Genomic DNA, 14,714 nt, shown 5'->3' with positions numbered 1-14,714 from the left:
ATCTGGAGCAAGTTATTTGTTTTATAAAAAAACGAAGCCATGCAAGAAGTCAAACTTTTATTGACTTTTGAATAGCTCCTTCTTATCCATTTCCCCTTGATAGAATATTTTCGTCATTATGGTCAATCGAAACATATTCGATTGACACTCATCGGCAAAAAATCCCCAATATGGTAATTCGAACCCCGCTCCGATTGACCCTTGCCTGCAAAAAATCTTTAATACGGGCAATCGAGCGCACGGTGTTTACCAAAAGTCCCCATATAACATGGAGGTTTAACTGATTCAAGTTAAACTAATACGGATTACTTTTAAAAATTATTCATTACAAGCACAAAATCATTACGCCTGATGAAGCTAAGAAACTAAGTATGTTTGTTGATAGGTAGGATGAAAAAAGTTTCATAACAACTCCTGTTACCTAAACTAACTACAAACAAGAATTTCTCTTGAAAATGTGCTTTTTTTGGCTATACAGCGGTCGACAATCGTAAAGCCAGCTGCTTCAATCAATTCGTCAATTGAATCGATTGTAATAATGACGGCTTTCTTTGCAATTCGGCGGGCATGTCGAATAATATCAAATGTTTGCTCCGACGTAATATGTGTATAGATGTTATACGGTAAATCGATGATCGCTACATCATAATCGTCCGTTACATCCGAAATCGGTCCCAATTGAACGTTTCCTTTTAATCCAAAGTAGGCGATATTTTCTCTAGACCCAGTCGTGACTAGAGGGTTTTTATCGCGGCCGATAATATCAATTCCCATCGAAAGTGCTTCAACTAATACAGTTCCGATTCCACAACAAGGATCGATCACTTTTAATCCCGCTGGGTCCGGCACGGCAATATTGACGACCGCTCTAGCTAAACGGGTGCTGAGAGCGGTGGAATAGCTGCGTGGTTTTTGGATATGATGATGCCAAACGGCTTCGCTTTTTTCGTAATAGCCAAAATACCAACGTCCGTGTAAATTTAACACACCGAAATGATGATCTGGCTGTTCGAAATCAACTTCAGCTTTAAATTCCAGCCCAATTTTCCGCTCGATTTGACGGCGCTCTGGTAAACTTAGCTTTTTCATCTTTTCAAGCTCAGCATCATTGATACAGGTGATTTTAAAAGTCGCATCATCTAATTGTAGTGTTTTTACATATTCAATGATTTCCTCCATTGTATTGGTTGCAACCATGACCTCAAGTCGTTTCTTCATAAATGGACTGCGGCTCGGATCAACTGCTTTGCTGCTAAATAATACATTCGTATCAGAATGATAGCCAAAGAAAGCGCGCATTTCTAGCTGACATAATACTTGTTCATCCTCATGCCCACCATATGTGTAAATAAAGCGTGTTGTTTCATTTTGATTTTTCAATATTTCTCCTCCAAAAAAAAAGAAACAGCTAAAGCTGCTTCGTATGTGAACAACTTAATTTTCCTTCTCTAAAGACTCGACAAGTCCAAATAAAAAACGATAGATATGGCTGTATGCCTCAGCAAGTAAAAGATTCTCACTAAACCCAACGATATAGTCTAACGTCACGTTCACATTCCATATTCCTTCATTTGCATCAAATAACAGACTATACTTGATCCCTTCTCCATGTAGATGTTGGTCCAAATACGATTTCAATGTTGTTTCAACGTTCTTTTTCTGTTTTAATCCAAGCATGACACTGTACGTATCAAAAACATCATCGACTTCCATTGAAATCCCATCGACTCCAATGAGTGAAAAGGTTTCTGCTTCCACATATATAAATTGATGTTTGTTTCTCCGTAGGAATGAAAGCGGCTGGTGAAGAAATTGGACATTTTCTTCAACTACTTCCGATTCCGTTTCCTTGTCACAGAGTTCGATTAAAGCCGTTGCAAATCGTTGATCCGCAGGTTTTTCGACCAAGGCAAGATTAGCCATTGTATCATCTGAAAGGATGTTGTTTTTCTCGATATACTCTTTTTCTTCATTACCTAATTCAATCGTTTTTGGAACCGAATTGTTTGCTTCGATTAATTCAGCTATGTATTGTTTCATTCGTTTGCTCAGCATATTGTCGTACACTCCTTATGAGCTGTTTATATCATTATACCTTATGTCTATCCATATGAAAAAAAAGAGACCGATCTCTAGGACCGACCTCCCTTCCCTTTATACAGTCACTGGTTGTTTTAAAACAAACTCTTCTACAACTTTCGCAACCCCATCATTCATATTCGTATCTGTGACAAAATCAGCGATTGCTTTTACATCATCGGGAGCATTGCCCATCGCAACTCCGAGTCCTGCAAATTCAATCATTGCCCAATCGTTATAACTATCTCCCATTGCAATTACTTCTTCACGCTTAATGCCTAATTTTTGAATGAGAAGATTTAAAGTCGATCCTTTTGTTACCCCTTTTTCCGTAAATTCGAGGAAATATGGTTTTGAGCGCATGACACTGAATTCTTCTACTAATTCAGCCTGGAGTTTCGCTTCCACGACTTTTAATTTTTCTGGATCTTCCACCATCAGCACTTTCACAACTGGCTCACGAACCGTCTCAACAAATGAATCAACGACTGTTACGGGCAATTTTGTAATGTTTCCTTCAATTGTTGTATATTCATTTGCTAGTTGTGTGATGATTTCATTCCCTACATACGTATGAATATGAACATTTTCCCTGCGGCTAATCTCATATAGCTTATGAACAGCTTCTGGTGTTAATGTGCTCGCAAATATTTCTTCATATCCATTGCACGTTAATATTGTTCCTCCATTAAAAGATAAAATATAACTATCATATTTTGCTAGGTTAAGCTCCTCAGCGACTGGCTTCATCGCAAATGTCGGGCGACCTGAAGCAAGAACGACTTTTACACCCATTTCTTGCGCCTTCATTAAAGCGAGTTTCGTCCGCTCAGAAATTGTATGATCATCACGCAATAATGTATCATCTAAATCTAAAACAATCATTTTATAAGTCATGTTCGATCCCTTTCTTCTTACCTATTTATCATTAAATCTTATCGAATTATGCGCTCAAATTCAAGTCGATGACAAGTAAAATACCAGTCACCGCCCACGAAACGGTAACTGGCTATCGCGATTCATTACATCGCTTTTTCTTTTTTAATTTGTTTACTTCTTAATTGTCCGCATGCTGCATCAATGTCCGTTCCTTGTTCATGACGAACTCCACAATGGATGCCTCTTTTCATTAATGTATCGTAAAAAGCGAGGATGTCTTTTTTCTCACTTCTTTGATATTGACCATGCTCATCAACTGGATTGTAAGGAATTAAGTTTACGTACGCTAAATGACGCTTTTTATGAAGCAATTTTGCTAATTGCTCCGCTTCTTTGACATGATCGTTTACATCTCTTAATAAAATATATTCGATCGTAATTCGACGATTTGTTTTTTCTGTATAATAATCAACAGCTTCCATCAATTTTTCAATTGGATAGGCGCGATTGATCTTCATAATTTGCGTACGTAGCTCATCGTTTGGTGCATGCAATGATAAAGCCAAATTAATGCGTACATCCTCATCAGCAAATTGGTACATTTTCGGGACGAGTCCGCTTGTTGAGACCGTAATATGTCTGCCGCCGATCGCTAAACCTTTCGGATCATTGACAACACGAAGGAAGCTCATTAAGTTGTCATAATTATCAAACGGCTCACCGATTCCCATCACAACGATATTGCTGACACGCTCCTCTTTGCCCTTCTCATCAAGATGCTGCTGCACTTTCATTATTTGCTCGACAATTTCACCACTATCTAAATCACGGCTCTTTTTCAACAGTCCGCTAGCACAAAAGCTGCAACCGATATTACAGCCTACTTGTGTTGTCACACAGACCGAAAGGCCGTAATTAAAGCTCATTAATACCGTTTCAATGAGGTTGCCATCTTGAAGCTTAAATAAAAACTTTATCGTTCCATCCGCGGACTCCTGTTTCACTGCCTCTGTTAATGTTTCAATAACGAAATGATCTTCTAATAATTGCAGACAATCTTTATTTACATTTTTCATCAGTGAGAAGCTTTTTACTCGTTTCTGATATAGCCAATCCCAAATTTGGTCAGCACGAAACTTTTTCTGTCCATTTTCAATGAGCCAGTTCGTTAACTGCTCTTTCGTTAATCCATATATTGATTTTTTCATGTATAATCACCTTTTCAAAAAGTCCAATGCTCTCATTATAGTACCAATATGGCCAGAATGAAACAATTAATTTCTTTCCATTTATCATCGTCAGTTTCTTCGAATGTTTTTAGATGTATATTATTGTAAGTACACTACTACTTTTAATCAGCATTCCTAGTCTATTCAATCTTATTGAAAAACAAACGTAAACTGCTTTATTCATGTTATACTCTGCTTGCATATGCACGCTCTCAACGATGGTATTCCTTAATTTGATGTTTAATTATGAGGTTCCATTTTCTCCTTATCGAATAGCGACGTTTTTTCTCCCAATACGAACTTAAATACAGAACTAAAAAAGCTTGAGAGCAACTCCCAAGCTTCTTCCTTATTTCCATTCAAATGGTGTTTCTTGGTATACGTAGTAATTTAACCAATTTGAAAATAATAGGTGACTGTGAGAACGCCATGTATTTCTTGGCCTTTTCATATGGTCATCGTTTGGAAAATAATTTTCTGGCGGGGCAATGTCGATTCCTTTTTTCAGATCACGGTCATACTCTTCTGCCAAAGTCGTCGTATCATATTCAAAATGACCAGTAATCATAATGTTTTTTTCATCTTTTGAAATGATAATAAACGGCCCTGCGTCGCCGTCGGAAAGTAATAATAACTCTGGATGTGCTTCAATTTCCCGTTGATCCACGCTCGTATACCGAGAATGTGGCGCAAAAAACACATCATCAAATCCGCGTACTAATTTGACCGTTCGATCCGAAATACCGTGTTCGTAAACGCCCGATGTTTTCGATTCAAGCGGATATTTATCAATCCCATAATGATGATATAGTGCCGCCTGCGCACCCCAGCATATATGCATCGTTGATGTAACTCTCTCTTTCGACCAGTCCATAATCATTTTTAATTCTTCCCAGTAGTTCACATCTTCAAATGGTAAATGTTCAATCGGTGCACCTGTAATGATCATGCCATCAAAATTCTTCTCATGAATCTCTGAAAAGGTTGTGTAAAATTGATCAAGATGTGATTGACTTGTATTTTTGGATTGATGTGTCTCCATATGGATAAATGAAACATTCACCTGTAATGCTGTATTCCCAAGTAACCGCAAAAGTTGGACTTCTGCGTTCTGTTTTATTGGCATTAAATTTAAGATTAATATATTTAATGGACGAATATCCTGTGTCGTCGCACGTTCTTCATCCATAATGAATATTTTTTCTTTTTCCAAAATTCCTTTTGCAGGCATCCCCTTTGGAATATTAATTGGCAATGCAATTTCCCCCTTGCGTAAAAACTCATTAAAGAACATTATAAAGTTAATTGAGAATTTCGGCAATGGCAAACTTTTTAAGTTTACCGTTTTTCATAGCTAGAGGTATTTTTCAAGAGATAAACGATTTAGATGTAAAATCGTTGCTGAATTGAGGTGAAGTTTATTTTAAACATCCTCAAATAAACGTACGGCTAGGTGCATTTTTTGAAAAAGGTTGGTGTGGCTGGGGTGTTGATTTCCATTCTGGCTGGACGCTTTCCGCGGGGCGTATCTTGAGCCGCTTTGTCGCTGCGCGCACATCCCGTCGGAGTCGCCAGCCGCCACTCCAATCAACGCGTTTCAAAATCGTACAGACCTTACCATAATCACTAAAAACCTTCATTCGAAGCTGGAGCACAAGTTGCTTAGGACCTTTCGGCTTTTCCATATACTTAAAATGTTGAATTCCCACAGAATCCTTTTCCAATATCGCCTTCATCTCCGCCGAAAACCGGTTTAAAAACATCTGAATTGTATCCCTTGCCTTAATGCCCCTAACCCTACTAATAACAGAATGGAAAAAGACGTTTTACTTCTCTGTTATTAATGACATGAAAATAGTCATCGTAGAAACACAAATAACATCCGGCTTAATCTATTTAAGGTGCGAAACGCAAAGGGATTCTAATTGGAATTCCTGCTTTTGAAGCCGAAACATTTCTTCGTTTCTTCAACTTTTTTTTTTGACTTTGTTAAACTTGAATATTGAATTTAGCAGATCCCGTTGATTGGAGTGAATATAGGAACGAAGCCTAAATTCGCCACATCGTGTGGCAACAACTTCGTAACCAACATTGAGGGGGCTCACGAACCGTCCAGAAGCGGAAATCAACAGTATTCGGCAGTAGGTCCTCTCCTTTTAAAGATTTTAATATAAAGGTCAGTTTTATTTTTATAAACTTAAACAATCTTCTTGCTAATTGCAAATATGTCTATATAAAAGCCGAATGATAAAATTCATTAATTAATAGAATCATTGTTGCTAACATATACGTATGATATAAAAGAAGAAAGAACATAATGGGAGGGGTTGCATGAGTCGAATTCTTTTGTTCACAATCATAATAAGTGTTGTTTTTTTTGGAGTTGCATGCAGTCAAATATCATCTGATACGAACAATGAAAAGCAAGCGAATCATCATACATACGACAAATTGGTAGACCAAAAAAACGAAGAAACTGATCTGGAACCACTTCAACTTACACGGTATGCGGATGAAGTCGGAGCGAGCATTTCAGCTCCCCTCTATCAATCCTTTACAGCCGATCAGCAAACCGTAATTAGTGGAAACATCGAAAAGCATCAAGAGTTAAAAGGTTCGTTCGCATGGGTCAAAATGAAACAGACGGATCCAATTACGGAAAATGACTCCTTCGAATATTACGTGCCAATTAATGATGGGGCTTTTGAACAGGTCATCCATTTTTTTAATGGAGCTGGTGTTTATCATGTACAAATGATGTTGCCAAGCATGGAAAAAGAAAATTATTACACCGAGCTTGCTTCCTTTGAAGTAACAAATCTCAATCCGGAAGCGAAAAGAGATATTACTTATACTCCGATTGGCATTGAAGCGGGTATTCACATTGCCAATCCTGGCTTCGTAGAAGAAAATGAAATGATCACGATTCAAGGCGAACTTGAGACAGAAGATCGTGTAATGATCCAAATCAAACAAGATACTCATTCTTGGGAGCATGTCATTCCGGTTAATAATGGAGCATTTGTTTATGACGTTCCCCTTTTCTTTGCAAAGGGAATTCATGAAATTCATGTGCTTATCCCAGATCATACTTCTGATCATCGTTTCCAATATGCTAGTATGCTTCTCGCTAATAAACTTGCCGACTATAAAATGGAACCAATTGAATACTATCGAGACTACGAAACACGAGGCATTCAATTAGAGACACCTCGATATGGGGGAACGGATGCGGAACTTACGATTCAGATTAGCGGGAACATAGATCCGGAGGCAGAGTTTGCACGGGAAACGACCCATTTATATGTCAAAACGAAAAAAGGTGATGATGAAGCGTTAGATATCATCCCCGTAACTAATTATCAATTTAATGATTCTGTCTTTCTGCGATTTGGCCCTGGTCAATATGAAGTATCAGTCAACGTTCCAAAATTGGATGATGATAATAAAGCTTATTTCAGCTATTCATCTGTTGCCGATTTTTCTATAACAAATACAGATCAAAGAGATGAAAGAGATCTACTTCCATCCCGCGGAATTCAATCACAAGCTCCGGAAATTGTTGAATTAGCCAAGCAACTAACAAATGGAATGACGGGAGCGAGAGAAAAAGCGAAAGCGATCTATGATTTTACCGCCAAAAACGTAGCTTATGACGTTGAAAAGTTTCATACGAGTAATTTTGCATGGGACGATAGTGCTTTGAAAACACTCGAATTGAAAAAAGGAGTTTGTCAAGATTACGCTTATTTAGCAGCCGCTCTTCTCCGCGCGAGTGGAATCGAGGCGCGTTTCGTCGCTGGTAAAGCAGGGACAGGACCTTTAAAAGAAAATCACGCATGGATTGAAGCAAATATTGATGACGAATGGCTAACAATGGATCCAACATGGGGATCGGGCTATATTCAAAATGATGCATTTGTCGCCAGTTATACTGAAGATTATTTTGCCCCCGACCAAGCTGAATTTAGTAAAACGCATATACGAGAAAAGCCTGAATATTAAAAGCAGCTAGCGAACTCGCTAGCTGCTTCGTTCGGCAAGCTGATGGTGATACAAATTGTAATAAAAACCTTTCTTGTTTAATAATGATTGATGATTTCCTTTTTCGATGATCGTTCCATTATCTAACACAAGAATTTGGTCTGCTTGCTGAATCGTATTGAGTCGATGGGCAATGACAAAGCTCGTTCGCCCTTTCATTAATCGATACAAGGCTTCTTGTATTTTCATTTCCGTAATCGTATCAATATTGCTCGTCGCTTCATCTAAAATAAGCAATGATGGCTCTGATAACATCGCTCTGGCAATGGATAGCAATTGTTTTTGTCCTTGGCTAATCCCACCCCCGTCTTGCTTTAAAACCGTATCGTATTGTTGTGGTAATTTCTTTATAAACGAATGGGCATTGGCCATTTTAGCCGCATTCTCTACCTCTTTATCGCTCGCATCCAATCTACCATAGCGGATATTCTCTCTAATCGATCCTTCGAATAAATAAGTATCTTGTAAAACAAATCCAATTTTTCGACGTAAATCATTTCTCTTTATATTTCTTATATCAACGCCATCAAGAGAAATTTGTCCTGACTCTAGCTCGTAAAATCTTGCGAGTAAATGAATGATCGTCGTTTTTCCGGCACCAGTCGGTCCAACGAGTGCAATCGTTTCTCCTGGTAAAGCCCGAAAACTAACATCTTTAATCGTCTGCTCATCGTCACCATAGCCAAAATTCACTTGATCAAATTCGACTTCCCCGTCCACTTTTTGCAATGTGACAGTCGATTTCTTATCCCTTTCTTCATCTTCATCTAAAATATCAAACACTCTCTCAGCTCCCGCAACAGCTGAAAGCAATGTGTTAAACTGATTTGCTAAGTCATTGAGCGGCCGTGTAAATTGCCTAGAATATTCAGTGAAGACAATAATCGTGCCGATAGTTACATGACCACGCAATGCAAGAATTCCACCGGCTCCGGCAATAACTGCAAAGCTTAAATTATTTAACATATTCATTAGCTTAGGAATAAAACCAGAGTACGTTTGCGCCCAATAACCGGCACGCTTTAACTGATTACTTTTCTCTAGAAATTCAGCAATCACTTTCTCTTCTTGGGAAAATGTTTTGACAATCGTTTGTCCTGACATTGTTTCTTGAATAAATCCATTTAGCTCCCCTAGATGCTTCTGTTGCTCCTTAAACAATTTGCTCGTTCGGTTTGTAATCCATCTCATCCCAAAATACATTAAAGGAATAACCATCATTGCAATGAATGTAAGCAATGGACTAAGCAACAGCATCACGACAACCGTACCAATGAGGGTTAACACACTTGAAAAGATTTGAATGATTGAGCTGTTTAACGTCTGACTAACATTATCAATGTCATTCGTCAAACGACTCATCAATTCCCCGTGTTGGCGTTTATCAAAAAAGCTGATCGGTAAATCATGTAAATGCTCAAACAGTTGTTTTCTCATTGTAAATACCGTCTTTTGACCGATACCGATCATCCAATAGTTTTGCAAATAACTCCCAAGCGAAAAGAATAAATAAACAATGGCAATGATTATTAGGATAGTCGCAAGGCTTGATTCACCTGCTTTTGCAATGTATTCGTCAACAGTTTTACCAATTAAATATGGACCAAGCAAAGCTAATCCAGAAGTTAAAAGTACTAAAAATAAAACAAGAAATAATTGTCCGCGATATACATCAAGATATTTCCACACTCGAATAAGCGTCTTTTGCCAATTTTTTGTTCTCTCTCTTTTACGATTTTTAGCCATTTGCAACCTCCCCCTTTGTAAATTGTGACTTATATATGTCGCGATACAATCCGGAGTTTGCGAATAAATGCTCATGGGTACCATTTGCAATTAATTTTCCATCTTCGAGGAGCAAGATTTGATCTGCTTTCATAGCAGTTGCAATTTTTTGCGTAATAATAAAGGTTGTACAATGATACTTTTCAAGTGCAGCCAATAAATTGGCTTCCGTTTTTAAATCAAGAGCGCTCGTACTATCATCTAAAAAAAGCAAAGTCGGCTTGCGGATTAATGCCCTTGCAATTGCCAATCTTTGTTTTTGTCCTCCCGATAAATTCACTCCTTTTTGCCCAATTTTCGTTTCATATTGTTGTGGCAGCTTTATGATTGTATTATGGATTTGGGCATCTTTAGCACATTGAATAATTTCTTCCATCGAAGCATCTTCTTTTCCCCATGCAATATTATTTCTAACTGAACCAGTGAACAATATCGATTCTTGCGGAACAAAACCAATCGCATGTCGTAACGATTCAACTGGCAACTTGCTAATATCAATTCCATCAATCAATATATTTCCGCTCGTCGCTTCATATAGTCTCGGAATGAGTTGGAAAAGCGTCGTTTTTCCTGAACCCGTCGCTCCCATCACTGCAACGGTTTCTCTCGACTTCACTGTAAAGGTAAGATTGGATAATACTTGCTCGTTTGTTGCTGGATAGGTAAAACTAACATGTTGAAATTCGACCTCCCCAGAACAGATGCACTTCTCGTTATCGTTTATTCGTTTTATTTCCGCCTCTTTTACTTCAAGTACTTCAGAAATCCTTTGTGCAGAGGCTCTTCCTCTGGAAATCGCCATAATAATCCATGTTAAGATTGATAATGCCGACGTAACCCGAAAGCCATAATTAACGATTGCAACCACTTCGCCTACTTTCACATTTGATTGATTTACTTCGATCGCTCCGAACCACAGAATCGCTAAAATTCCAACATTCATAACGAATAAAAGAATCGGGGCAACGAGTTCAACTAATCGCAATGCTTTCACCGTTTGATCACGTAAGTTTGCGTTCGCCTTGTTAAATCGGCCTTCTTCATATTTTTTTCTAATAAATGCTTTAATCAATCTCATACTCGTTAGGTTCTCTTGCATAATGTTATTCACTTTATCGAGTCTTTCTTGAACGAAACGAAACATCTTTCCGCTGCGATTCATCATCCATATAAGCAAGATAATGAGTAATGGGATTGGGAATACGAGAAACAGGGCCAATTTTACATTGACGAGCAATGCCATTGTTGCTCCCCCAATAATTAATAACGGTGCCCGCATCGCAATTCGCAAACTCATGAAAATGGTATTTTGAATTTGAGTAACATCATTTGTTAGCCTAGTAATGAGTGAGGATGTTTGGAATTGGCCTAATTGATGAAATGAAAACGTTTGAATTTTTTTAAAGACCGATGCCCGCACATCAAAGCCGAAGCCTTGACTAACATATGAAGAGAAAAAAGAGTTGGTGATCCCTGCCGCAAAGCTAAACATCGACAGACCGATCATAATTCCTCCCCATTTCATCACTTCACCCATATCCCCTTTTATGATCCCTTCATCAATGATTTTCGCCATAAATAGTGGGTGCCAAAGCTCAACTAGAAGCTCAATAAGCATAAGTCCCCATGCGACGAACATCGCAAGCCGATACGGTTTTAATATGTATAATACTCTCCTCATCGAATTCCCCCATCTTTCTTACCTCCTTCCATATTAGAATACAAAAAATGAATTGTCATCCCATCGATTTGATTTTTTAATTTTTCGTTTTTCCATATAAATAGGAATTGGACTTATGATAATATCGTGCGTTCGATTGATCTTATTGGGGATTTTTTGCCGGTGAGGGGCAATCTGACGTAGTTCGATTTACCAAAATGGCGTAAATAGGCTATCAAGGGGATCGATAACAACCTGAGCAAAAAGGGGCTATTCAAAGTCAATAAGAGTTTGACTTTAGGACAGCCCCATTTGTGAAAGAAGTTATTTTGACGTGTTTTGGGATTTCCCAGTCTTCATCGTGCCCGGCATTAGTTCCTTGGAAAATTCCGCCAATGCACTACCCATCGACATATTTGCCATTCCGCCGCTCGTTGCTTTATTCATCATATTTTGAACTGGACGAAGTAGCTTTCCATTCATATATTTCCGAAGCCCGTAGACCGCAGCACTTACTGCAATTGGTGCTAAGATTGATACCCACATTTTATTTGAATTTCTATTTTTCATGTTTCTCATGTCAAAACTCTCCTTTCATGCACATTGTCCATTTGATTGGAACAGTCATATTGTTTGCTTTGTTCAGGATCGTTATACTTTGTTTGAGCTTAGCAATGAAAGGAAAATGTTATTTTATTGTTCATTAATATTGTCTATTCGCGTCGAAATCTTTATGATAAGGGATAGTCAAAGCAATTTTTGATTTTTAAAGGAGAGTTTGAATGAAACAACAACGAGAGCAATGGTCATCAAGATTAGGTTTTATCCTTGCCGCTGCGGGTTCTGCGATTGGACTGGGAGCAATTTGGAAATTCCCTTATGTCGCTGGAACTTCGGGGGGAGGCGCATTTTTTGTTATTTTTATTTTATTTACTTTATTAGTTGGCATGCCTATCCTGCTTGCTGAATTTACAATCGGACGTGGCTCGCAGCAAGATGCAATCAATGCCTACCGGAAACTTGCTCCAAAAACATCATGGGATTTATTAGGTAAAATGGGGTTAGCTACAAGCTTTATTTTATTATCTTTTTACAGCGTCGTTGGCGGTTGGATCATTGTTTATTTATTTCAAGCGCTTAGCGGTGGATTAGCTAATTTAACCGAAGCACAATATGGACAATTGTTTTCCGAATTAATTTCATCTCCAATGATTGCTGTCGGAGCACAGTTTCTCTTTATAGTGATCACAATATGGGTCGTTGCTAGAGGCATTCAAAATGGAATTGAACGAGCTAATCAAATTATGATGCCGGCATTATTTATTTCATTTCTTATCCTAATTATTCGTTCATTAACGCTGGAAAATTCATTAGAAGGCGTGAAGTTTTTTCTTTTACCTGATTTTACGGCTTTGACTTCGGCCACGATCCTATATGCGTTAGGTCAATCGTTTTTCGCATTAAGCGTTGGAAATTCGGTGATGGTGACGTACAGTTCTTATTTGGGTAAAGAAGAAAGTTTGCCAAAATCAGCATCCGTCATCGTAGTAATGAATCTTTTCATTTCCCTATTCGCTGGACTAGCTATTTTTCCAGCCGTGTTTTCGCTCGGAATGGAACCGACTGAAGGCCCAGGATTATTATTCGTTGTCCTGCCAGCTGTGTTTAACCAAATGCCATTTGGAATTGTCTTTTTAAGCATTTTTCTTTTACTATTTTTATTCGCTACACTCACATCAGCATTTTCTATGCTTGAAATCTTTGTAGCAGCTTTTGCAAAAGATAATGAGAAAAAGCGAAAGAAAGTAAGTTGGATAATCGGTTTGCTTATCTTCGTTGCCGGCATTCCTTCAGCATTATCATTCGGAATTTTGGCAGACGTCCAACTTTTTGATCGATCGATTTTCGATATTGCCGACTTTCTTGTATCAAATATTTTGTTGCCTCTCGGCGCTCTTGGCATTTCGATCTTTACAGCGTATCGCATTCCAAGAAGCTGGCTTTTTACCGAATTAACCACGGGCACAGGATATAAAAAATTCATCTTTTCTATTTGGTACTTTTTAATTCGATTCATTGCTCCAGCAGCAATCATTATAGTATTTTTAGATGTAATTGGAGTTTGGAACTGGTTGAAAAAAATGTTTTTATAAGGGGAGTCCAAAATGACAAACAATTTAGAAATTGCAACATTCGCAGGTGGATGTTTTTGGTGCATGGTAAAACCTTTTGATCAATGGGATGGGATCGATTCTGTGATCTCCGGATATATGGGGGGACATATTGAAAACCCGACATATGAAGATGTAAAGGCGGGAAACTCAGGGCATTATGAAGTTGTTCAAATTAGTTACGATCCGACGCTCTTCCCTTATGAGAAACTGTTGGAGATTTTCTGGCAGCAAATTGATCCAACAGATGCAGGCGGACAATTCCACGATCGCGGCGATTCTTACCGTGCGGCCATCTTCTTCCATAACGAAGAGCAAAAATTAGAAGCGGTAAAATCGAAAACACAGCTTGAAAATAGTGGAAAATTTGATAAACCAATTGTTACTGAAATTTTACAAGCATCAACATTTTATCGTGCTGAGGAATATCATCAAGACTATTATAAGAAAAACAGAGCACATTATATAGAAGATCGAGAAAAATCAGGGCGCGATCAATTTATTAGTGAACACTGGGAAAAAGACACAGTACGTTAAAATCGATTATGATTGGCTTATATGAAAAAATAATTAGGCAGTATCGCTTATGAACAAGGTTTTATAAAAAGCTGCGACTTCTGTCTATTAGGCACTCGCTATTGGACAAGGGTTCATAAAAAGCAGCTACTTCTGTCCTTTAGACGACTGCTATTGGACAAGGGTTCATATAAAGTAGCTACTTCTGTCCTTTAGGTGACCGCTATTGGACAGGGTTTCATAAAAAGTAGATACTTCTGTCCTTTAGGCGACCGCTATTGGACAAGGGTTCATATAAAGTAGCTACTTCTGTCCTTTAGGTGACCGCTATTGGACAGGGTTTCATAAAAA

General features: G+C 38.2%; 12 protein-coding genes. 3 read left to right on the top strand and 9 right to left on the bottom strand.

Features of this window, described 5'->3' with window-relative positions:
- Positions 1-426: 426 nt before the first annotated feature.
- The 6 genes from KHA95_RS17800 to KHA95_RS17775 form a co-directional block, all read right to left on the bottom strand.
- Positions 427-1,380 carry a TRM11 family SAM-dependent methyltransferase gene (locus KHA95_RS17800; protein ID WP_481748457.1) on the bottom strand — a complete coding sequence of 318 codons (954 nt, stop codon included), beginning with the start codon at positions 1,378-1,380 and terminating at the stop codon, positions 427-429.
- A 54-nt stretch (positions 1,381-1,434) separates the two neighbouring features.
- On the bottom strand, positions 1,435-2,055 hold the full coding sequence (locus KHA95_RS17795; RefSeq protein ID WP_213138902.1) for a branched-chain amino acid aminotransferase: 621 nt from the start codon (positions 2,053-2,055) through the stop codon (positions 1,435-1,437).
- 99 nt (positions 2,056-2,154) lie between these two features.
- Entirely contained in the window at positions 2,155-2,976 is an 822-nt protein-coding gene (locus tag KHA95_RS17790; RefSeq protein ID WP_213138901.1) for a Cof-type HAD-IIB family hydrolase, read from the bottom strand.
- Between the two features lie 125 nt (positions 2,977-3,101).
- Positions 3,102-4,166, bottom strand: a complete 1,065-nt coding sequence (gene rlmN, locus KHA95_RS17785; RefSeq protein ID WP_213138900.1) for a dual-specificity RNA methyltransferase RlmN — start codon at positions 4,164-4,166, stop codon at positions 3,102-3,104.
- A 370-nt stretch (positions 4,167-4,536) separates the two neighbouring features.
- Positions 4,537-5,442 carry a homoserine O-acetyltransferase MetA gene (metA, locus tag KHA95_RS17780; protein WP_213138899.1) on the bottom strand — a complete coding sequence of 302 codons (906 nt, stop codon included), beginning with the start codon at positions 5,440-5,442 and terminating at the stop codon, positions 4,537-4,539.
- A gap of 178 nt (positions 5,443-5,620) precedes the next feature.
- The gene (locus tag KHA95_RS17775; RefSeq protein ID WP_213138898.1) at positions 5,621-5,950 is read right to left on the bottom strand and encodes a hypothetical protein; all 330 of its coding nucleotides are present in this window, start codon (positions 5,948-5,950) and stop codon (positions 5,621-5,623) included.
- Between the two features lie 568 nt (positions 5,951-6,518).
- On the opposite strand from KHA95_RS17775, the gene KHA95_RS17770 reads away from it, so the two are divergent.
- On the top strand, positions 6,519-8,192 hold the full coding sequence (locus KHA95_RS17770; RefSeq protein WP_213138897.1) for a transglutaminase domain-containing protein: 1,674 nt from the start codon (positions 6,519-6,521) through the stop codon (positions 8,190-8,192).
- A gap of 18 nt (positions 8,193-8,210) precedes the next feature.
- Here KHA95_RS17770 and KHA95_RS17765 read toward each other — a convergent pair whose 3' ends face one another.
- From KHA95_RS17765 to KHA95_RS17755, 3 genes are all read right to left on the bottom strand, one after another.
- Positions 8,211-9,977: an ABC transporter ATP-binding protein gene (locus KHA95_RS17765; protein WP_213138896.1), complete on the bottom strand. Its 1,767-nt coding sequence runs from the start codon at positions 9,975-9,977 to the stop codon at positions 8,211-8,213.
- The gene (locus tag KHA95_RS17760) at positions 9,970-11,697 is read right to left on the bottom strand and encodes an ABC transporter ATP-binding protein (RefSeq protein ID WP_213138895.1); all 1,728 of its coding nucleotides are present in this window, start codon (positions 11,695-11,697) and stop codon (positions 9,970-9,972) included. The genes KHA95_RS17765 and KHA95_RS17760 overlap by 8 nt, the downstream gene beginning before the upstream one ends.
- A gap of 303 nt (positions 11,698-12,000) precedes the next feature.
- Positions 12,001-12,255 carry a hypothetical protein gene (locus KHA95_RS17755; RefSeq protein WP_213138894.1) on the bottom strand — a complete coding sequence of 85 codons (255 nt, stop codon included), beginning with the start codon at positions 12,253-12,255 and terminating at the stop codon, positions 12,001-12,003.
- A gap of 203 nt (positions 12,256-12,458) precedes the next feature.
- Here KHA95_RS17755 and KHA95_RS17750 point away from each other — a divergent pair, with 203 nt between their 5' ends.
- Together KHA95_RS17750 and msrA are read left to right on the top strand one after the other, a co-directional pair.
- Positions 12,459-13,829, top strand: coding sequence for a sodium-dependent transporter (locus KHA95_RS17750; protein ID WP_213138893.1), 1,371 nt, complete (start codon positions 12,459-12,461; stop codon positions 13,827-13,829).
- A gap of 12 nt (positions 13,830-13,841) precedes the next feature.
- A complete protein-coding gene (gene msrA, locus KHA95_RS17745; protein ID WP_213138892.1) occupies positions 13,842-14,384 on the top strand; it encodes a peptide-methionine (S)-S-oxide reductase MsrA in 543 nt (180 codons plus the stop codon).
- Positions 14,385-14,714 lie beyond the last annotated feature (330 nt).

The sequence above is a fragment of the Bacillus sp. FJAT-50079 genome, from assembly GCF_018343515.1.
Classification (GTDB): Bacteria; Bacillota; Bacilli; order Bacillales; family Bacillaceae_C; genus Lederbergia.
This window is presented reverse-complemented; position numbering and strand designations above follow the sequence as displayed.

Bases quoted from the DNA above. Each gene is read 5' to 3' on its own strand.
- KHA95_RS17795 (WP_213138902.1), bottom strand. From the start codon at position 2,055: ATGCTGAGCAAACGAATGAAACAATACATAGCTGAATTAATCGAAGCA.
- KHA95_RS17790 (WP_213138901.1), bottom strand. From the start codon at position 2,976: ATGACTTATAAAATGATTGTTTTAGATTTAGATGATACATTATTGCGT.
- rlmN (WP_213138900.1), bottom strand. From the start codon at position 4,166: ATGAAAAAATCAATATATGGATTAACGAAAGAGCAGTTAACGAACTGG.
- KHA95_RS17775 (WP_213138898.1), bottom strand. From the start codon at position 5,950: ATGTTTTTAAACCGGTTTTCGGCGGAGATGAAGGCGATATTGGAAAAG.
- KHA95_RS17770 (WP_213138897.1), top strand. From the start codon at position 6,519: ATGAGTCGAATTCTTTTGTTCACAATCATAATAAGTGTTGTTTTTTTT.
- KHA95_RS17765 (WP_213138896.1), bottom strand. From the start codon at position 9,977: ATGGCTAAAAATCGTAAAAGAGAGAGAACAAAAAATTGGCAAAAGACG.
- KHA95_RS17760 (WP_213138895.1), bottom strand. From the start codon at position 11,697: ATGAGGAGAGTATTATACATATTAAAACCGTATCGGCTTGCGATGTTC.
- KHA95_RS17755 (WP_213138894.1), bottom strand. From the start codon at position 12,255: ATGAGAAACATGAAAAATAGAAATTCAAATAAAATGTGGGTATCAATC.
- KHA95_RS17750 (WP_213138893.1), top strand. From the start codon at position 12,459: ATGAAACAACAACGAGAGCAATGGTCATCAAGATTAGGTTTTATCCTT.
- msrA (WP_213138892.1), top strand. From the start codon at position 13,842: ATGACAAACAATTTAGAAATTGCAACATTCGCAGGTGGATGTTTTTGG.